Raw genomic sequence first — 18872 nt, forward strand, 5'->3', positions numbered from 1 at the left:
AACCCGCCATAAATCTCGTACTATCAGTGCGATGCGGGCTCTTTTATCGACGCCAGCAACAACTTGGCGATCCCGAATCCGCCATGAGCGCTAATACTCTCGGCCAAAGACTGCGTTCCGAGGGACGAAAGTTGCTTTACTGAGCCATCTTCCTGCTCCTCCTCAGTACCGCCGGGGACGGTGCCGAGGGACTGTTCCGCGGCCTCCAGCCACTTTCCTATTAATAAGGATTCAAAGGCGCGCGCGGAGGCCTGCATTTTCTTGGGGTTATCGGCCGTTGGATGTTTCAAGTCGCTTACTGCCCGGTCGTCTTGCGCCCGCTGCCAGTCCTGCATACCAGCCACACCCGTCAGGTTGAGTAGATCCGCCATATTAGAGAATCTCCAATTCCGCGCGCAGGCCACCGGCGGCTTTGATCGCTTGCAGGATGGCAACAACGTCGCGCGCGGTCGCACCCATCTCATGAAGGCCATTGACGAGATCTTCGACGCGCGCACCGTCGGGCAATTGGATCTTGTTTACAGAGCTTTCTTTTGCCTGGGTGTTGATCTCGGGAACAACCGTCGTATCGCCTTTCGAAAATGGCTGGGGTTGGGACACAACCTGCGTAGTGGCAATATCGATCGTGAGATTGCCATGCAATACCGAGACCGCCGACAACTTCACGTCTCCGCCCAGGACAATCGTGCCCGTACGTTCGTTGATCACGATCTTCGCGGGCGGATGAAACGCGATCGCAAGATTCTGCACCCGTGAAATCAATTCCGGCACCGGCAGCGCGCCAGCCAACGAGACGCTGACGTCAATCCTTCGACTGTCGACAGCGGTTGCAAGGTGACGTCCGAATTCCTTGTCGATGGCTTCGGCAACGTCGTGACTCGCCGTGAAATCAGAGTCGTGGAGCATGAACGAAACTGTCGTCAGATGACTGAGGTCGACGGCCGCATCACGCTCGACGATCGCGCCATTTGAAATTTGTCCAACCGTGGGATGATTCACCTGCTTGGTGTTGCCTTGCCCTCCAGCGGAATAGCCTCCCAGGGTCAGAGGGCCCTGCGCGGATGCATAAACCTTGCCGTCCGGGCCTTGCAATGGAGTCAATACAAGGACGCCGCCTTCCAAACTCTTGGCGTCTCCGATGGAAGAGACGGCGACGTCGATTGGTGTGCCAGAGCGAGCGAAGGCGGGCAGCGATCCGGTAACGAAAACAGCTGCGACGTTGTTCACACGAACGGCTGCAACGGGGATCTGCACTCCCAACCGTTGCATCACGTTGGCAAGAGTTTGAGTCGTGAAGAATGTTTGCCGGCGATCGCCGGTTCCGTTGAGACCGATGACAAGGCCATAGCCCACTAGAGAGTTGGTGCGCACGCCTTCGATACTGGTGATGTCGCGAAGTAGAACGCGATCGCGGGCAATAGCCGCGCTGACGGGCGCACTTGTGAGAAGCGGTTGCGACGGAGACGCCTCGACTACTCCTGCGACCAGAATCCTCGGGGCAAGCACGGTCACAAGAAGGAGCGCGCAGGAAAATGGATCTCCCATGCCGCGCAGAGATATCAGCCTGCGGAGACTGCGTTTGATCAGAATCCAAAAATCCATTGCAGGCTCCTCATAATGACGTTGGGTGGGCGAGTGGCGTCGGAAACGACGCCCTTCCCTTTCAGTTCAATTTCCAGGTTCGCTAAGGAAGTGGAAAGCACGACATTGTTGGGGCTAACGTCGCCGGGGCGAACTACACCGCGGACCGTTGCTGTCTCGCGCTCGTGATTCAAGAGAACTTCGCGCTGGGCTTCGACGACCAGGTTGCCATTGGGAAGAACTGAGATCACCTGGCCGGACAAACTTGTTTGCAGTCGCGAGGCGCTGGAAATCTGCCCCTGGCCTTTCAATTTGTTGGAGGAGTTGGCGGCGAAAAGGGGATTGATGCCGCCGACCTTCAGACGCCCCGGCAGAGCCGTGACAGCGGATGAAGTATCAAAAGTTCGTTGTGCGTCCGTGCCGCCGCTGGCGGACGATGTGGTCTGCTGCACCACTTGAATGATGATCGAATCGTTGACGCGGGACGCTTTGTAGTCCGACGCCATGTATGTCAGTCTTCCGTCGGGGACCCAGAGACTGCCGGTAAAGACAGGCTCGGCCGTTCCAGAAGTTTGCGTGACTCGTTGCAGATATTCCTGGCGCAGTTCTTGCGGAGACTTGAACTTCGTCCGCGCCTCGGCGCTCGGCAACAGAGCAACAATCAGTAGCGCCGCAGTGAACGAGACAAGTTGTCGTAGCGAGTTCTTCATAGTCAGTACCGAGCCTCGACCAAGCCCCGACCGACAATCTGGGCGGCGAGAATACGTTTTGTAGCCACGTTGCGAACGCGAATGCTTGCCCCTCGTTCACCACTCTCCAGGCAGATGACGGATGTCCGGATGCTGGCTGGCCCGCTCTTGAGCAGCAGTGTCGCGCGGCTGCCGGCGCGAATCAGAGATGGACTGAGAGTCTTTCGGATCGATCCCGACTGCGTTTTTGAGTCTGGGAGAATGGAGAATGAGGGGACGATTCCCTTTTCGGCTGGATGCAGGAGAATGAAGAACGGTAAGCAGTCCTGAGCCCGGCGGCACACCAGGCGCACCCATACCGTACCTGTGTTCAGTTTCCGCCATCCTGTGACGCGCAAAACAGCGTCGGTGTCAGAGGCTGGTACAGAGCCCACGAATTCAATTTCTCCTGCTTTCGCTTCTACACCTGCGTTGTGGAGTGCCTCGACAATCGGGCGAGCGGTGAGCATGGAGGACATGGATGTGCTGGCGCGGAGGCTGTACGAGCCACCCAGCAGCAAACAAATCCCGATTGCCAGTTGTGAAGTGCGAATCATTCTTCCTGACGCTGCCCTTCTTGCGCTACGTTATCGTCCGAGAGTGTTCAACTGTTGCAACATCTGATCGGCAGCCTGTACGACTCGTGAATTCGATTCATACGAGCGCTGCGCCAGAATCATTTGGATGAATTCGTCGACGGTGCTGACGTTCGACTGTTCGAGGAAACCTTGCTGTAGAGTGCCCAAACCTTCGGATCCGCCCGGTGTCCCAACAATCGGGTCTCCCGAAGCGGTCGTGGAGAGAAACATGTTCTTGCCGATACTGTTCAGTCCACCCGGATTGGCGAACATTGCGAGCTGTACGCTGCCCACTTGCTGCGCAGCGGTCTGTCCGGGCTGGGTCACAGAAACAGTGCCGTCTTCACCGATCGTGATGGAAAGTGCATCGGGCGGAATGGTGATGGCCGGATCCAGTGGGTTGCCATCAGCGGTTACGACGTTGCCTTGCGCGTCCATGTGGAATGTGCCGGCGCGCGTGTAGCCGGTCGAGCCGTCGGGCAATTTCACTTGAAAGAAACCTGCGCCTTGAATTGTGAGGTCAAGAGGATTGCCGGTTTGCGAAAAGTCGCCTTGCACCTGAACCATCTCGGAGGCTCCGGGACGCGTGCCCAAACCAATTTGCAGTCCGGCGGCTACCGTAGTCTGCTGGGTGGCGGCGGAACCGGGCATGATCATGTTCTGGTAGATCATGTCGGAGAACTGGAGGCGTCGCCGACGGAATCCGGCCGTGCTGGCATTGGCCAGGTTGTTTGCCACGTTGTCGAGATTCAACTGCTGGGCACTCATGCCGCTGGCGGCTGTGTACAGGGCGCGAAACATTGAGTCTCCTTAATAATTGCGACTAACCCATGCGCGGCAACTCTTCGGCCGCGATGCGATTGAACTGCGTGTCAAAAATTGAAAGTGCGCGCTGCATCATTTCCGTGGAGCGCTGTACGGTGATCAAGTCCACTGCACCCATGACAGGATCGACATTGGAAGATTCCAGTGCTCCCTGCCGGACGACTGATTTCTTGGAGGGCACTCCATTGCTTTTTTCTGCGGAATAGTACGTCTTGCCGACACTCTGGAGTTGCACCTCGGGTGGGAACTCAACCACTTCGATTTTTCCCGCGACAGCGCCGTCAACCGAGAGTGTTCCATCGCCACTCATGGTTACCGGGCCATCTGGAACTTTAATGATGCCTTTTTGGCCCAATACGGGATCTCCTTCGGAAGTCACCAGTTGCCCGTGACTCAAATGAAAGGATCCGTTGCGGGTGAAGACTTTTCCGTTGGCGGTTTGCACGGCAAAGAACCCAGGACCTTCGATCGCCAGGTCAAGTTGGTTGCCGGTGGTTTGCAATCCACCTTGTGCCATGTCGAGGCGACTGCCTTCGAGCACGCCAAAGTTGTTCGTAGCCTGGTTGACTTCGCTGATCGGCATCCCGGCATTTGCAGCCAGTACGGACCGGAAGATACTACGCTGCGCGCGATACCCTGCCGTGCTGCCATTGGCAAGGTTGTTGGCAACCAATTCGAGTGACTGAGCCTGGGCCATCATTGCGGTGCATGCAGCGTAGTATCCGGGATCCATTGACACTCTCCTGACTGCGTAGAAGAAGAGCACTTCATGCCCCAGCATGGATCGTTGTCTTTTTCTGCTAAGTGCTTGAAAACCACTGGTGGAGAACTACTGGATGAGATACAGATGAGGATCTGCGATTTCAGGTGGCGGGAAGCCCGTCAGGGATCGACGATGCGTTCTAACTTCGTACTATTCTGGCGACGAGTTCAGCCTGAGTACGCGTGCTGCCATTCATCCACCTTGTTCGCCAGCTTCTGCAGGACTTCCATCTTGTTCGGCAGGTGCTGCCAGAGGAGGTTGTCCGCGACAAGCTGATCCAAAGCCGCCGGGCGGTCCGCGGAGGTGGTCTGAAGTTTGTTCACCCATTCTCGAGCGACTGCAACTCGCCGGACCGTCTGGAGATGCTGCGGCGCTGCCTGCACCGGTTGCCGGTGCCAGCGCATGCTCTCCACCAGGTAGTCGGGCAGATTCCAGTTCTCCCGAGAAGGCGCGATGTCCTTGAGTGAGCAGTTGCAGTTATCGCTCAGGCAAACCAGGGCGGGAAGGTCGTGTAGCAATCCTGCCATGTATGCAGTTTCAGGCGAGAGGTCACCAAGTTGGATGGAGATCGTTTCGGCTGCGAGAGCAACGAAACGGGTCCGGCGCAAACGCCAGCGGAGCTTCCAGACTTCTGCTTCGGAGAGCGGCTGGGTCCACACTGGCACCATGCGCGCGGCCCGTCGCAGAGTGCGCGTACCGAGATGGATCAAGCAGGTTTCGAGAGAAAGCGGGCGTTGGTCCTCGTAGCTGCGTGCCAGACGGATCATTTCGGCTGCAAAGCCAGGATCCCCGCGTACCACGGATACGATCTTTGCCAGGTCGAGGCTCTGGCCGCCCAAAAGCAGCTCCAGTTCCACCAGCGTCGTCGGCAGAGCCGGGAACGGCGGGAAATAGCGACAGGGACTTGGTTGAGCCTGCTCTTTCCAGGGGAGAGGAGCCTGGCTTCGTCTCGCCTCCCCTTTGCCGACTTGGACTGGTTCGTGCATTGGCCGGGTACTTCATCGGCCATAAGCACTTCGCAGCTTAGTGGATCGCTCTATTTGTGCATCTAGGAGTTGTGACGGAAGAGCAGGTCAACGTCATTCTTGTGTCCGCTCATCCGTACCCACAGGTGCTCGCCACAAAGGGCATGATGAACCCGCCGGCTGCCGAGCTTCCCAACGTAACTGGCGCAGATTCGGGCCATCTCGACCGGTGGACAGACCCGGTCGAAAACCACTTCGTGCAACCGTTTTTCAGTCATGAGGAACTGAAGCCGCCGTTCGTACTCGCTCATGGTGATGAAGCAGGCGTCCACAGAACAGTTGAGCATGCGCTGCAATACGGCGAGTAGGCGGTGATCGGGACCGTCGGCAAAGCCCAGTAGTAACGTCCGCGAGGACTCCACAAAGTGCAACGGGACGATACGGTAGAGTTCTACGAGATAGAGCGGGACTCGGACGGGCAGCCACGAGATCGCGCTATTCGACGGGAATGTGGGGTGACCCCATTGTGCGGCGAGAGCGGCTGTAACTTGTTCTTCGGTTACGAACTTCTTCTGCAAGAGGATATCGCCGAGACGTGAGCCCGTGGAAAGATGCTCCTGCAGAGCCTCCGCCAGTTGTCCTTCCGTGACCTCTCCGCGCGACAGAAACATCAGACCGAGAGGCAGGCGCGCCTTGCGGGCAGGTCGGGGCTGCTTGCGCGTCACAACCAGGCTGTTGAATTGGCGCAAGAGGGCTGCCTCGTAACAGGGTGGGCTGCACAGCCATTCGCCATCGACAATGACTCCGTCGAGACGGCGCGCGAACGAATACTGCACCGACTTGCGTTTGCAGTCGGGATACGCGCAGGGCGTAACCATGCTTTGCCAGCGGCGCGAAGACGAGCCAAAAAGGTCGACCAGGCGGTTGACGAGTGAAGAGTCTCTCACAGCAGGATTCGATGTGCTCACAGTTGGCTCCTGTCAAACAATTCAGTGACACGCAATCCGTAGTTGCCGTCGACGATCATGACTTCACCACGCGCCAGCACGCGATCGCCGAGGACGAGGTCGATTGGTTCTTCCACTTTTCGATCGAGTTCGATTACGGATCCGGGCCCGAGGGCGGCCAATTTCGCAAGCGTGATGGACTGCTGTCCGAATCGCAATGTGACGTCCAGAGCAGCGTCCATGACCAGCTTGAAGTTGCCCGCACCATCGAGTGCAGAGGTTCGTGCGTTGACCAGATTGTTGATGGTGAGATTCGAATGGCAAAGGAAATATGCACGCACCGTGGGACGGTCAGCACTTGTTGCCTCGAGAACAATTGTCTGCTGGGGAGTCCACGTCGGAGGGTCGCAAGCTTCCATGCGGCCCACTAGCGGTCCATGATTTGCCTGAAACGCGCTCATCGCCGCCACCAGCGCCTGCCGCAGGTTCTGTTGGATCGCGGAGGCCCCAGCATCGGGGGTGGCGTCAGATTGTGGCCGCCCGGGATCACAGGACATCTCTTCCAACGTTTGCAGGCCGTCAGTGGGAATCACCAGGGCCGCGTCCCCAAGAAGCGAGCCGTCGAAGGATATTCCTATGCATAGGGGATGAGTTCCAGCATCCGACAGATCTCCATTTTCGAGCGTGACCTGGCAAGAGGTGCCGAGCAAGCGGCCAACGGCGTCAGCCCATGGCTTCGTAAGGCTTTCCAGTAAGTTTGAAATTGCGTTCTCCAGGGTGAGTTCGTTCATTGCAGTTCGGACCTCCGTGATTCAATACCGGTTGAAGGAATAGGTTGTTCAATCTTTGCGGCTCTCCAGTGGCCATTCCGGGCCGGTAGCGCCGAAAATATCTCTCGTCCGCCAACTAAGAGATGGGCCGGCTGATCGGCCCGCAAAGGAAGTTTCAGCAGAGAGTTGAGGCCGAGTTCTACCAGGTCTCGAATGGCAACACGCATGGCAGGAAGGACGAGTTCCGTTGAAACAGACATTGTGGAAAGTGCGTCTCCAAATTCCTTGCTCATGGGTGGGGCGGAATTTGCCGCCAGCGCTGGTCCTGGAAGATTCAATGCTTTGGCCATGGATTCGACCAGAGAAGGGTTGAGTAGAACGCTGATCTTTCCTTCGTTCTCTCCCAACTTCATCTTGAAATCCAGACTCAGCAGGCGTCCCGATGGTGGAATGAGGCGGCGAGCGGCTTTGCCAACGCTGAGATCGGAGTGGAGACGGAGATGCAATTCGTGCCAGGCGATTTCCAGTTCGCGCGCCACCATTCGACTCATTTCGGAGAGGATTTGGACGTCGACTTCAGTCAATTCGGGTCGATCGAGAGGTTTCTCTCCGGAGCCGCCGAGCAAAAGGTCGAGGCAGGCAGCCGCAATCGGAGCGTCAATGACGACAAAGACCGGTGACGGGTGCGACTCGATCTTGAGCGCGACCGGAAGCGAACCGGGTGTGAGAGTCTCCGCGACCTGTTCGTAGAGCATCTCTCGGGCTGCGGACGGTTCGAGTTCGACCAGCGCGCGGAAATAGACGCTCAATGACCGGGCCAGTCCCCGAGCAAAGGGGCGGTGAAGATTGCTAACGAAATCAACGGAACTTTCTGGGATTCCTGCGCCGCTTTGCGCATCCCATTTCTGGACCGATCGAAACATAAGCTTGCGCTCTGGGCGCGCAGCTGACGAGCTCTCCGGGGCGGCTACTTCGGGCGAGTTAACGACGCTCTCTTTGTTTTCGGCCATGACACTTCCTAGGCTCCGGCTACAAACGATCGGAAGCCCTCGATTTCCTTGTCTTCGAGAAATGTGCGCAGCTTGGTCAGGGCAGCACAATGAATTTGTGAAATGCGCGATTCCCGAACATCGAGGATCGTGGCGATTTCCTGCATGGTGAGTTGCTCGACGTAGTACAGCGAAATAACCTGCTGTTCTCTTTCGGTTAATTCGCGAATTGCCTGGGCAAGGTGCTGCTGCATCTCCGCGCGTACATAGCGGGCAAAGGGGCTGTCCTCGGGGGCTGCCGGCGCCGACTCAATCAGGTCATGGGTTTCGGTACGATCCACTCCCTGCGAGACTTGCTGGCCAACGGTTTCCAGGCTATCGAGAGTCCTGGTGAGCTTGTGAAGCGCGACCAGCGTTACACCTAGTTCTCCAGCGATTTCTTCTTCGGTGGGCTGACGGCCCAGGCGCAGCGAAAGGTGCGTGGTGGCTTCGTCGAGCTTACGGCCGCGTGTTCGAGTGCGACGCGAAGCATGATCGAGGCTGCGAAGGCTGTCAATGATTGCCCCGCGAATCCGAAACTGGGCATAGGACTTGAACTGAACGTTCTTGCTCGGATCGAACTTACGCGCCGCGCCGAGGAGACCGAGGACACCTGCATGGACGAGATCCTCGAACGGGACCGACTGCGGCAAACGTTCGTGGATGCGGCGGGCGATGAATTGCACCTCCTGCAGTTGGCCAAGGACGAGCTGATCACGCTCTTCCAGAGTCTGTGAGTTTTGAGCGTACGTCTGTTCCGCGGGTGTCATGATGTCCTCGCTGGCGTGAGACTATTTGTGGTCATTGGACAACTCCCATGGCATGCACTGGAGTGGTCGCAGGAATTTCGGTCGGAGAAAGAACGACGATCTTCGGCAAAAATGGCTCGAGAATTCTCCGCAGGTAGAAGCGTCCGGGAGAGGAACAGAGCAAGACCGGAGGAGCCTGGGTCACTTGGTCTCCAAGCAAATGCTGCAGCCCTTCCAGAATTCGCCGCACCAGTGACGGATGCGGTCCGCTACCGGCGGCATAGGCAGTACCGTTGGCTGCGCGCGTACATTCGTCTTCAATCGCAGCGGCCAGGGTCACGACCTTGAGTTCTCCACGGGGATCGAGGAGTGGGCGGACGAGCGCTCGTCCCAGCGCGTGGCGGGCTGCCTCTACCAGAACGACTGGATTCTTGTTGATCGCTGCAGTTTCAACCAACGCTTCAAGAATTGTCCCCAAATCGCGAATCGACACGCGTTCACGCAACAACTGCTGCAGAACCTTCTGTACCTCGCCCAGGGTCATCAACTTGGGAACAAGTTCCTCGATCAACTTGGGATGGCTCTCATTCAGCAGGTCGATCAGACGTTTGGTCTCCTGTCGAGTCAGGAGTTCGTAGGCGTTCTGGCGGACAATTTCACTCAGGTGGGTGCTCATCGTCGTGGTGGGGTCGACGACGGTATAACCAAGTGAAATCGCTTTTGCCTCCAGATCTTTGGATATCCAACGGGCGGGGGCATTGAACGCGGGCTCGTGGGTATCCTGCCCAGGGATCAGGAGTGGACCATCCTGCGAACTGAGAGCCAGCAGTGAGTCGCGGCGAAGTTCCCATCGTGAGATTTCTACACCGCGCAGATACACGACATATTCGTTCTCGCGAAGAGAGAGATTGTCCGTGATGTGAATGGGCGGTACGAGAAATCCAATCTGGCGGGCTAAGTGTTTACGGAGCGCACGAATCTTGGGTAACAGTTGGCCGCTCTGCTTTTCGTCGGCGAGTGGGACCAAGCCGAAGCCAACCTCGAGCGCCAGGTCGTCGAGCTTGAAGGTTGAATTGGCGATCTCTGGCGCTGCAGTTGCCGGTGCGCCCGCCTTCGCTGTAGTTGTTGCCAGCGCCTTGGGGTCGTCGATTTTTTCTTTGATGCGGCGGGCAACCGCGACCAGGACCAGGGCAGCCAGCACGAATGACAGTTTTGGCATGCCGGGCACGAGTGCGAGCAGCAACATAGCACCCGCGGCCAGCCACAATGGTCGTTTCTTGCCAAACACCTGTTGCCGGACGTCAGTGGCGAGGCTGGCATCGGACGAAGCGCGCGTCAATACCATCGCGCCCGCTACTGAAACCAGCAGCGAAGGAATGATGCTGACCAGGCCGTTGCCAACGGTGAGAATGGTGTAGGTCTTGAGCGCTTCCTGGAAAGCCAGGCCCTGCTGGAATACACCGATCAAGAAGCCGGCGATAATATTGATGGCTGTGATCAGAATCGTGGCCATGGAATCGCGCTGGTTAAAGCGCGCAGCGCCGTCCATGGCACCGTAGAACTCAGCTTCTCGCGCAATTTTCTCGCGACGCTCGCGAGCCTGGTGCTCGTCGATCAGGCCGGCATTCAGGTCGGCGTCGATCGCCATCTGCTTGCCGGGCATTGCATCCAACGTAAAGCGGGCGGTGACTTCCGCCGTTCGCACTGCGCCGTGACTCACGACGAGGTACTGAATTGCGATCAAGGCGAGGAACAACACAAATCCGACAACGTAATTGCCGCCGACGACGAACTGTCCAAAAGCCTCAATGACTTTGCCGGCTGCCTCGGAGCCCTGGCTGCCGTTGAGCAGAATTCGGCGACTGGACGCAAGGTCAAGAGAAAGGCGAAACAAGGTCAGGAGCAGCAGGAGACTGGGGAAAACGGAGAATTGCGCCGGCTTTAGGATCTGCACGGCCGCCAGCAGCACCAGTACCGAGACCGTGATGCTGAGGGTGAATAGCAGGTCGAGAGCAAAACTGGGGAGCGGCACCAGCATGACGAACACCATGCCTACCGTCATTGCGGGAAGCGCCCAGTCTGCGCCACCTTTCTTGATCTCGGTTAACAGGTCGAGTTTTGCGGCCTTCGCCATTGCTTCCGTTCCTTCGTTTCTTTCGTTCGTCTATTTCGTTCGTTTTGCGTCCTGCCGTACCTTGGCCTGCGCACGGAAAATAACCGCCAGGATTTCAGCCACAGCCGTATACAGCTTGGCGGGAATCTCGCGGCCCACCGGCACGACTCGATACATCAACTGTGCAAGCGGGGGATTTTCAACAATTGGAATTCCATGCCAGCGCGCCACCTCTTTGATTTGCAAAGCCAAAAGATCGCGCGCCTTGGCGACGACCATAGGCGCTGGCATATCCAACTCGTAGCGGACCGCAATGGCAAAGTGCGTTGGATTGGCGATTACCACGGTTGCGGTTTGCGCATCGCGCAACATCTGGGCGCGTCGAATGCGGCGTTGCAGTTGGCGTATCCGGGATTTAACTGCCGGATTTCCTTCTGTCTCTTTGTATTCCTGGCGCAGATCGTCTTTGCTCATGCGGAGATCGCTTTCGTGTTTGCGCCAGACGAGTAGATAGTCGATCGCAGCCCAGACCAGCAGGATGAGCAACGACTTCCACGTAACTTCAAACAGCAGGGCGAAGGTCAACCGCAGGAAAGAGAACAGATCCACGTTGGATGCACTGATGATCGCGGGCCATTCGCGCATGATCACGCGTGCCCCGCAATACGCCATCGCAGAAAAAGGGAGCAAGGATTTCAGCAGTCCGCTCAGACCGGAAAGCGAGAAGAGTTGCTGGAGTTTAGCGACAGGATTGATTCGCTTGAGATTCGGAGTCAGCGGGTCGGTTGCAAAGGTAAATCCACCTTGCGCGAGACTGCTGGCAAGAGCAATCGTAAATGCTCCCACCATTGCGGGCACGGCCCAGCGCAGGAGCTCAACACTGGTCCAAAGAAACACCGCACTGGCCGGCTGCAGTGTGGATTGCAAGGAGAACTCGAGGCTCGACCGCAAGAATCCGCGCCACGCTTCGACGGCGTGGGATGCTTGCCATGCAAAGATACCGAATGCCGCCGCCGCCGCGAGCACGCTGGGGAGTTCGCGCGTGCGGACGACCTGGCCCTGTTCACGGGCCTTTTGGCGTCGACGCGGTGTCGGTTTTTCTGTCTTGTGCTCGGACATTACATTTACCTGGCTAACACCAACACACGTTCGGTCAGAGAGAGCGATTGCTGCATGACTTTGGAAAACAGGGTCGGCCAGTAAGGAAGCGCTCCTGCCAGCAACAAAACAGAGAGCATGGCTTTCACCGCTGGTCCGAGAAATAGAACTGGCATCTGCGGAGCAGCTTTGCTCAACAGTCCCAGCAGGAGGTCCGCGACAATCGTGGCCGCGAGAACCGGGGCGGCGATCTGTACGCCGAGTCCGAGAATGCTTCCTCCGCAGCGCAAGATGGCCACAAAGAATCCAGGGCCGAAGGTTGCGAGACCGGGAGGAACGCTCTCGAAACTCTGCGCCAGCAGACGCAAGATCCAGTGATGAACATCGAGCGCAAGGAACGTCAGCAGGGCCATTAATTCCGTGAACAGCGATACCACTGTGGTTTCGACCTGGGTTTGCGGATCGAGAATATTGACCAGCGAGTAGCCCATCTGCACGCTCATAACGTGACCCGCGACCTGAACCCCTTCGAACAGCAGGTTGGTGGTGATACCCATTCCGACTCCGACCAGAACTTCACATCCCAGTACCCAAAGCCACCGCTCGACTGGCGGGGTCTGCAATCTTCCGGAGAGCGCGGGATACAGAACCGCCGTGATCGCGATCATGAGGACAGCTTTCATCCGGACCGGAATTGCAGCGTGGCCAAAGAACGGCACGAAGATCATCAGTCCCGAAATGCGGGAGCCTATGACCAGCAATGCGCCGAGGAATTTGGCCAGTGGAATGTCCATGCTTAGCGGTAGCTCCCCAGGGTTGAGAAAAGGTCGATCGTGAAATGAGCCATCTGGCGCCACATCCACGGCATCATGACGAAAGCAGCGGCGGCGGACGCGAGCAGGCGAGGAACCGTGGAAATGGTCGAGTCCTGCAAGGAAGTCAACACCTGCGCAATATTGATGAGAAGGCTGACTACAAGAGCTACGCCCAGGATTGGTCCACCCAAACGGAAGACTTCAAGCAGCGTGCGTTGCCCGAGTTGGACCACTTGTTCAACAGGCATAGTTTTATCCGAAGGCCTTCATGAGCGACCCGATAACTAGATTCCAGCCGTCCACCATGACGAACAACAGCAATTTCACCGGCGTGGAAATCACGACCGGGGGGAGTTGAAACATTCCGATCGAGGTCGTGATGGAGGCAACGACCATGTCAATAATCAGGAATGGAAGAAAGAGGACGGCGCCAATCTGGAATCCAGTCCGTAGTTCAGAAATGATGTAAGCGGGAACGACCACGCGCAGAGAAATATCCTTCGGATCGCGCGGACGAGGTTCCTTTGCCAAATCGATGAAGAGTGCCAGATCTTTTTCACGCACGAAGTGCAGCATGAAGTCCTCGACCGGTTGCGCGGCTCGCGTGAAGGCATGCATGGCGGTAATCCGGCCCTGCTGATACGGTTCCACTGCGTTGTGGACGATCACGGTGCCCACCGGTTGCATGACAAAGAAGGTGAGGATCAACGCCAGTCCGATGAGCGTCTGGTTGGAAGGCGTGGTTTGCAGCCCAAGAGCCTGGCGCAGGAAATGGAAGACGACCAACAGCCGCGCAAACGGGGTAATACACAGCAGGATCGACGGAATGAGCGTCAGAAAGGTCAGCAGGACGGCAATGTTCAGCGCCGAATTGTTTCCGACTCCGATGATTCGAATTTCACCGTTCTGTTCTTTGGAGTCCTTCGTGGGCAGCACGGGAGGGGGCGAATCATCCTTTGACGATTGCGGAGTCCCGGGTGTTGCGGGAGTTGGGTCTACTGATGCCGGGAGAGTAGCTGGAGTAGATGCAAGCGCCGGCTCAATCTCAGCGGCGGTCGAGACCGCTGGGATCATGAGGAGCATGATCCCTGCCAGCAAGCTTGTGAGGCGAGGAAACTTCATCGGAGCAAGCCGGCATCGACAGATTTGTTTTGCAGCACTGCAGAAAACGATCCCTGGTCGTTAAGTTTTGCGAGCATAGAGACGCTGCCGGTCGAGCCTCCCAGAAGGAAGCTCTCGCAATCGACTCTGACAATGGCAAGAAATCGCTTATCGCCCAGTGAGACGCTCTCACAAACGCGCATGCGCTTTTGCGGAGCGCGCATGTTCCTGAAGTAGCGCAGAAGGACATTCCAGATGCCGCGCTGGGAAGAATTTGAGGGCAGCTCGAGCTTGCCTTCGGAAGTTGGACTCGGCGAGAGCGGGTTGGGCGTGCGCGATGTAGACGAAGCGGTTCGAGTACGCAGGGCGGTCGTACGGCGTCCGCGTTGCTTCCCAATATCTTTTGCGCGGCTGGTCCGGCGATTCCGGAGAGCAGGCTGCCGCGCAGGTTCTGTGCTTTCAACTTCGGTCACGCCAACTTCGGGAACATCGATAATCATAGGAGCTCCGTAATTCTTGCGGCCAGGTGATCGCCGACGACGTCAAGCTTGGCCCAGGCCATTAGTTTTCCGTTCACCAGGACCGGTATTTGAGCACCGGCGGGAATGGTCCCCTGCACAATCGAGCCCGGTGCCAGATGCAGTAACTCCTGCACTGAAAAACGTTCCAGGACAGTTTCTAAACAAACGGTTAAGGGTATCCATCCCAGCTTTTTCAGCGGGTTATTGACCGTCACCGTTGGTTGCTCGATCACTTCAGCCATTGCGACTTCGCTCCGTCGTTCGATACTTCAGCGCTGTACCAGGAATTCCGTGAAGTACACTTCGCGTACTCCGAGCTCGGGCAATCGCTCCTTCAGAGCGGCCAGAATCTGTTCTTTCAACTTCCGCTTCCCTTCCACTGTGGTTACATCCTGAGGCTTCGCTGCCATGAGGACGTTCAGGATGGCGTCCCTCAAAATCGCGGTAGGCGATACCACATTGCTCTTCGAATCCTTGAGGTCGCGATCAAGACCCAGGTCGATCCCCACTCGCAGATAAGTGCGCTGGTCGGGATCGTCGATATTGAGAGTGAAGGTCTCGAGGTGTAATACGGCCGCCACCGGAGCCGATGACGAATGGCCGGGCGCGGCCTCCGCCGAGGTATGCCGCAGCCAGAAAAAATAGACGGCGGCATTCAACCCCAATGTGACCAATACGGCGAGAATCACCGTCGTCTTACTCGACTTGCCATTCTTGCTTTCAGGAGTACTCATAAACGTCGATCAGGTTGTCAGCTCAAGAAGTGCAACTTCGCTGCCGAGAATAGGGCTGGAACGCTGTGCGGACGAAATAGCGTGGAACTGCTGGAAGGGGTCATGCCTACAACGACTTAGGGCGCGGCGGGTGCCAGCGCCGTGATTCGATCACGGTATGGCAGATGCGCTCAATTAGAGCAAAGACAGAGGGGAGGCGATTCCGTCGATCGATGCTTCGATCTTGCCGGAATCGCCTCTCATCGAGAGCTAACCAAACGACGCGCGCCGCCTACCGTTTCAGGTTGATGGTGTCCTGCGTAATTTCGTCGAAGGTGGTCACGACGCGTGCGCTGGCCTGGAACCCGCGCTGCGTAATGATCAGCTTTGAGAACTCCTTCGCGATGTCGACGTTGGACTGTTCGAGCGCACCACCGGTGAGAGTACCTCGTCCACCGGAATCCGGAGCGCCGATCGTGGGAGAACCGGAAGGCAACGTGGCGGCAAAGCGATTGCCACCCTGGCGCTCCAGTCCCTGCACGTTGGCGAAGGTCGCGAGCGCGATTTGAGCCAGGGCAGAAGTTTTGCCATTGCTGAAAGTGCCTTCGATCACGCCGTCGCGATTGACGTTGAATCCCAGCAGGTTGCCGGCTCCATAGCCATCCTGGAAGGTTCCTGACGTCGCACTGGGTGTTGCAAACTGCGAAATCTTCGGGCTGTTCTGGGCATCGTAAAGATCCCAGGTAACACTCAATGGCGCTGCGCCGCTCGCCAGGTTGTTGACTGTGATGCCGGAGATGTTAGCCCCAGGCGTGGTCAAGACTCCGCTGCTGTCGAAGGCAATCGCGCCGGTGGCGACAGAAACCGGATTACCCGTCTGTCCCACATCGGTGGCGGGGATGGTGATGTCGTAGGACCAGTTGTTGGCCGCGGTCTTCGTGAAATTTACCGTGAGGACATGCGATACGCCAAGCGAATCGTAGACGGTCATCGGAGTCGAGAACGTGGTGCCGTTCGCGGCGGACGCGTCAAGGTTTGTGGAGAGTTGCATGTTGGTGGTGGCATTCGGAGGGCTTACCTGCGCCTGGGAGAGTGCTATCGGCGCCAGCGTCTGCCCAGTTGGAATGACACCGTTCACCGCGGGATAGCCCAGGACGAAGTCCCCATTGTCAGTGATCAGTTGACCCTTGGCATCGACGCCGAAGTGCCCATCGCGCGTGAAGTTCATCCCGCCATTGACATCCTGGACAGCGAAGAAACCGTTGCCGGCAATGGCGACGTCCGTGCCGACACCGGTCTGCGCAAGAGCGCCATTGGTAAATAGCCCGCTGGTTGTCGAAACTGCGGCACCGGCTCCAACCTGGATCGGACCCGAACCATTGTTGCCGATGGTTTGATAGAAGAGATCCTGGAACGAAGTCTGCTGTCCTTTGAAGCCAATGGTATTCAGATTGGCGAGGTTATTGGAGATGACGGACAACGCGTTGCTGGCGGCGTCCAGTCCGGATAGTGGAATCGAAAATAACGGCATGTGAATGTCTCCTGAGTGATGTCGTGGTCTGGCTAGTTACTTTGCGACGCCCTGCAACAACGAACGAATCTGAATGAGCTGATCAAGTTGGTTGAGCGACACGATCTGCGCAGTCATCTGGTTGGGATCAAGCGGCGAAGTCGGATCCTGCGCCTGCAATTCGGCAATCAAAAGCTGAAGATAGTTCGCGGAAGTGTCTTTCGCGCTGACCGGGCTGCTCGATGATGCCGGTGTGCTGCTGGCCGCTGCCTGCGTCATGGGTTGGATCATCATAAGTTTCTCCTTGGAACTAAATGCGAATACTGAGTCCTTCCGTTGCGATCGAAGTCTCGATCAAATCCGTTGAGGCGAGTGCTGGTTCGAGTTGCAATGACGGTGCTGGCTGGTTGGATTGCCAATCCTGCGCCCGCGGCCGTCGGCCTTGTTCTCCTGTCATGGACATCGAGGACGACTGTTCGTGCAACGTGATCTTGGCTGATGGAACATCGAGATCGGTAAGTCTCTTCTGAAGGCCGGGCAACTCCGACTCGAGAGCTCGGCTCAAATCGCCGCGTTCTACCGAGATCCTGGCGGTGACTTCGTGATGGTCGAGCAGAGTGCGAACTTCAATGCGCCCAAACTCTCCCGATTGCATACCGAAGCGCATTTCGGATTGACGGAAATGCTCGATCAGACTCGTCTTTGACAGGCCGCTGATTTCCGCTCCCATCAGGGAGTTTTCTCGCCCGAGCGAGAGGCTGCTCGCATCGCGGTGCGGTGGGGTGGCGGGCGTGGCGGTAGCGGCTGGCCCGGACGCAATTCCATCTCGCGATTGAGCGTTCGGGCTGTGCGGCGTTGCTGCCACAGATACTGCTCCGTCCTTGGCGCTTGTTGCACCCGATGGAACTGCGTCTTTCGGAGTCGCATCCGCGGTTGCGGGCTTGATGGTGGAGGAAGCGTCTTGCGAAGCGATCGTGGCACCCGTGGTTTCTTGCTTGCTGGACGAATGCGGGAATATCGTCGGTCCGACCGAAACAGTAGCACCCATACCGGAAGGCTTGGAAGACTTAGTAGTCTCAGATTTTGTTTGCGAGACAAGTGTCTTGGTGGCGGCGCTTATTTGGCGCGCGCCGGGCTTGGAATTGTTCGTCTGCCCGGTGGAAACGATGGCGCCAACTTTTTCAGCGGCTGCGACTAATGCACTCATAGTCGGTTCCGTTGAGGCCGATGCCGCTGCGCTCGTATTTGTAGTCGGAACGTCGTCGCCCTTACCAGCCACGGACTTGGAGTCAGACACTACTTCGGTCTTCGCGCCATTGGCCAGGTGTGAATCTGGTCGAGTTGCAGCCGCGCTGTCGGAAGGACCGATCAGGACGGCGAATGCTTGCGTCCGGTCGGTCGCCGAGACATCTGATTTCGGCGTCTCATTGCCACGAGCTACTTCACTTTCGCTCTGTAGCGAGGCATCAGCATCCTGGCCGTCCAACGCGTTGCGATGAAGGCTCGAAGGTGACGCGTCCCCGGTCGAGCGATCTTGGGCGACTGCGCCAACTAGCGAGGGAGTTCCCGTAGAAGCTTGCGGAGAAATGGCGACCCGAGATTTCACTGTATCCGGCGTTCCTGGGACTTTCGTCAATTCAGAGGCGGAATCCTTAGCCTCCGAATCACCCGATTTCTGAGACCCTGTGGAAGTTGCGGGCTCGGTGCCCGTCGCCACAGGGAAGAACGATAGGCCCAGCAGTTCGTTCGCAACGACCCGAGCCGCTGGCAGAATGGCGGGTACCACGCTAGTGGCGGGTTCGGAACGTTCTGAATCTGGGGTTGCTTGCTTTGTGCCTTTGTCTTTCTTTGGATCTTGTTTCTTCTCGGAAAGCTTCTGCGCAGAAGCATTGTTTTCAGCAGCCGAATCGTGTGGGGCCTTAGGGTGAGGCTGCGCCGATAGCACATCGGCGAACGCCTGCTTCGCGTTGTTTGCGGAAACGTGGGTCGAAGGCGAAGGCGAGGATGCCTTGCTCTGCGGTAGCACGTTGATGAGATTCAGGTCCATAGGTCCGACCCTTCGTGTAA

The 18872-nt window shown here is 57.4% G+C and carries 22 protein-coding genes; all 22 read right to left on the reverse strand.

Annotated features, from left to right (window positions below):
• Positions 1 to 23: 23 nt before the first annotated feature.
• Positions 24 to 371, reverse strand: a complete 348-nt coding sequence (locus HY010_10775; GenBank protein MBI3476208.1) for a hypothetical protein — start codon at positions 369 to 371, stop codon at positions 24 to 26.
• Position 372: 1 nt separating this feature from the next.
• The gene (locus HY010_10780; GenBank protein ID MBI3476209.1) at positions 373 to 1545 is read right to left on the reverse strand and encodes a flagellar basal body P-ring protein FlgI; all 1173 of its coding nucleotides are present in this window, start codon (positions 1543 to 1545) and stop codon (positions 373 to 375) included.
• A gap of 38 nt (positions 1546 to 1583) precedes the next feature.
• On the reverse strand, positions 1584 to 2291 hold the full coding sequence (locus tag HY010_10785) for a flagellar basal body L-ring protein FlgH (protein ID MBI3476210.1): 708 nt from the start codon (positions 2289 to 2291) through the stop codon (positions 1584 to 1586).
• A 2-nt stretch (positions 2292 to 2293) separates the two neighbouring features.
• A complete protein-coding gene (locus HY010_10790) occupies positions 2294 to 2866 on the reverse strand; it encodes a flagella basal body P-ring formation protein FlgA (protein ID MBI3476211.1) in 573 nt (190 codons plus the stop codon).
• Between the two features lie 30 nt (positions 2867 to 2896).
• The gene (flgG, locus tag HY010_10795) at positions 2897 to 3688 is read right to left on the reverse strand and encodes a flagellar basal-body rod protein FlgG (GenBank protein MBI3476212.1); all 792 of its coding nucleotides are present in this window, start codon (positions 3686 to 3688) and stop codon (positions 2897 to 2899) included.
• A 22-nt stretch (positions 3689 to 3710) separates the two neighbouring features.
• Positions 3711 to 4445, reverse strand: a complete 735-nt coding sequence (gene flgF / locus HY010_10800) for a flagellar basal-body rod protein FlgF (protein ID MBI3476213.1) — start codon at positions 4443 to 4445, stop codon at positions 3711 to 3713.
• A gap of 197 nt (positions 4446 to 4642) precedes the next feature.
• Entirely contained in the window at positions 4643 to 5461 is an 819-nt protein-coding gene (locus tag HY010_10805; GenBank protein ID MBI3476214.1) for an HDOD domain-containing protein, read from the reverse strand.
• A gap of 62 nt (positions 5462 to 5523) precedes the next feature.
• Positions 5524 to 6408, reverse strand: a complete 885-nt coding sequence (locus HY010_10810; GenBank protein MBI3476215.1) for a hypothetical protein — start codon at positions 6406 to 6408, stop codon at positions 5524 to 5526.
• Positions 6405 to 6629 carry a FliM/FliN family flagellar motor switch protein gene (locus tag HY010_10815; GenBank protein MBI3476216.1) on the reverse strand — a complete coding sequence of 75 codons (225 nt, stop codon included), beginning with the start codon at positions 6627 to 6629 and terminating at the stop codon, positions 6405 to 6407. Before HY010_10815 ends, HY010_10810 begins: the two co-directional genes overlap by 4 nt.
• 545 nt (positions 6630 to 7174) lie before the next feature.
• A complete protein-coding gene (locus HY010_10820) occupies positions 7175 to 8080 on the reverse strand; it encodes a FliM/FliN family flagellar motor switch protein (protein ID MBI3476217.1) in 906 nt (301 codons plus the stop codon).
• A 95-nt stretch (positions 8081 to 8175) separates the two neighbouring features.
• Complete coding sequence (locus HY010_10825; GenBank protein MBI3476218.1) at positions 8176 to 8955, reverse strand: FliA/WhiG family RNA polymerase sigma factor; 780 nt, start codon at positions 8953 to 8955, stop codon at positions 8176 to 8178.
• Positions 8956 to 8986: 31 nt separating this feature from the next.
• On the reverse strand, positions 8987 to 11068 hold the full coding sequence (gene flhA / locus HY010_10830; protein MBI3476219.1) for a flagellar biosynthesis protein FlhA: 2082 nt from the start codon (positions 11066 to 11068) through the stop codon (positions 8987 to 8989).
• A gap of 30 nt (positions 11069 to 11098) precedes the next feature.
• Positions 11099 to 12166, reverse strand: a complete 1068-nt coding sequence (locus tag HY010_10835; protein MBI3476220.1) for an EscU/YscU/HrcU family type III secretion system export apparatus switch protein — start codon at positions 12164 to 12166, stop codon at positions 11099 to 11101.
• A gap of 5 nt (positions 12167 to 12171) precedes the next feature.
• A complete protein-coding gene (gene fliR / locus HY010_10840) occupies positions 12172 to 12939 on the reverse strand; it encodes a flagellar biosynthetic protein FliR (protein MBI3476221.1) in 768 nt (255 codons plus the stop codon).
• 2 nt (positions 12940 to 12941) lie between these two features.
• Positions 12942 to 13208 carry a flagellar biosynthetic protein FliQ gene (locus HY010_10845; protein MBI3476222.1) on the reverse strand — a complete coding sequence of 89 codons (267 nt, stop codon included), beginning with the start codon at positions 13206 to 13208 and terminating at the stop codon, positions 12942 to 12944.
• Positions 13209 to 13212: 4 nt separating this feature from the next.
• On the reverse strand, positions 13213 to 14034 hold the full coding sequence (fliP, locus tag HY010_10850) for a flagellar type III secretion system pore protein FliP (GenBank protein MBI3476223.1): 822 nt from the start codon (positions 14032 to 14034) through the stop codon (positions 13213 to 13215).
• 44 nt (positions 14035 to 14078) lie between these two features.
• Entirely contained in the window at positions 14079 to 14561 is a 483-nt protein-coding gene (locus HY010_10855; GenBank protein ID MBI3476224.1) for a flagellar biosynthetic protein FliO, read from the reverse strand.
• Positions 14558 to 14824: a FliM/FliN family flagellar motor switch protein gene (locus HY010_10860; protein MBI3476225.1), complete on the reverse strand. Its 267-nt coding sequence runs from the start codon at positions 14822 to 14824 to the stop codon at positions 14558 to 14560. Before HY010_10860 ends, HY010_10855 begins: the two co-directional genes overlap by 4 nt.
• 27 nt (positions 14825 to 14851) lie before the next feature.
• Positions 14852 to 15316, reverse strand: a complete 465-nt coding sequence (locus tag HY010_10865; protein ID MBI3476226.1) for a flagellar basal body-associated FliL family protein — start codon at positions 15314 to 15316, stop codon at positions 14852 to 14854.
• 271 nt (positions 15317 to 15587) lie between these two features.
• Positions 15588 to 16826, reverse strand: coding sequence for a flagellar hook protein FlgE (locus HY010_10870; protein MBI3476227.1), 1239 nt, complete (start codon positions 16824 to 16826; stop codon positions 15588 to 15590).
• A 36-nt stretch (positions 16827 to 16862) separates the two neighbouring features.
• Positions 16863 to 17099 (reverse strand): flagellar biosynthesis protein FlgD, encoded by a 237-nt coding sequence (locus tag HY010_10875; protein ID MBI3476228.1) that lies wholly within the window; start codon positions 17097 to 17099, stop codon positions 16863 to 16865.
• Positions 17100 to 17115: 16 nt separating this feature from the next.
• Positions 17116 to 18852, reverse strand: a complete 1737-nt coding sequence (locus HY010_10880; GenBank protein MBI3476229.1) for a hypothetical protein — start codon at positions 18850 to 18852, stop codon at positions 17116 to 17118.
• Positions 18853 to 18872: the final 20 nt, after the last annotated feature.

It is taken from the genome of Acidobacteriota bacterium, assembly GCA_016196065.1.
In the GTDB taxonomy this organism is placed as follows: domain Bacteria; phylum Acidobacteriota; class Terriglobia; order Terriglobales; family Acidobacteriaceae; genus Acidiflorens.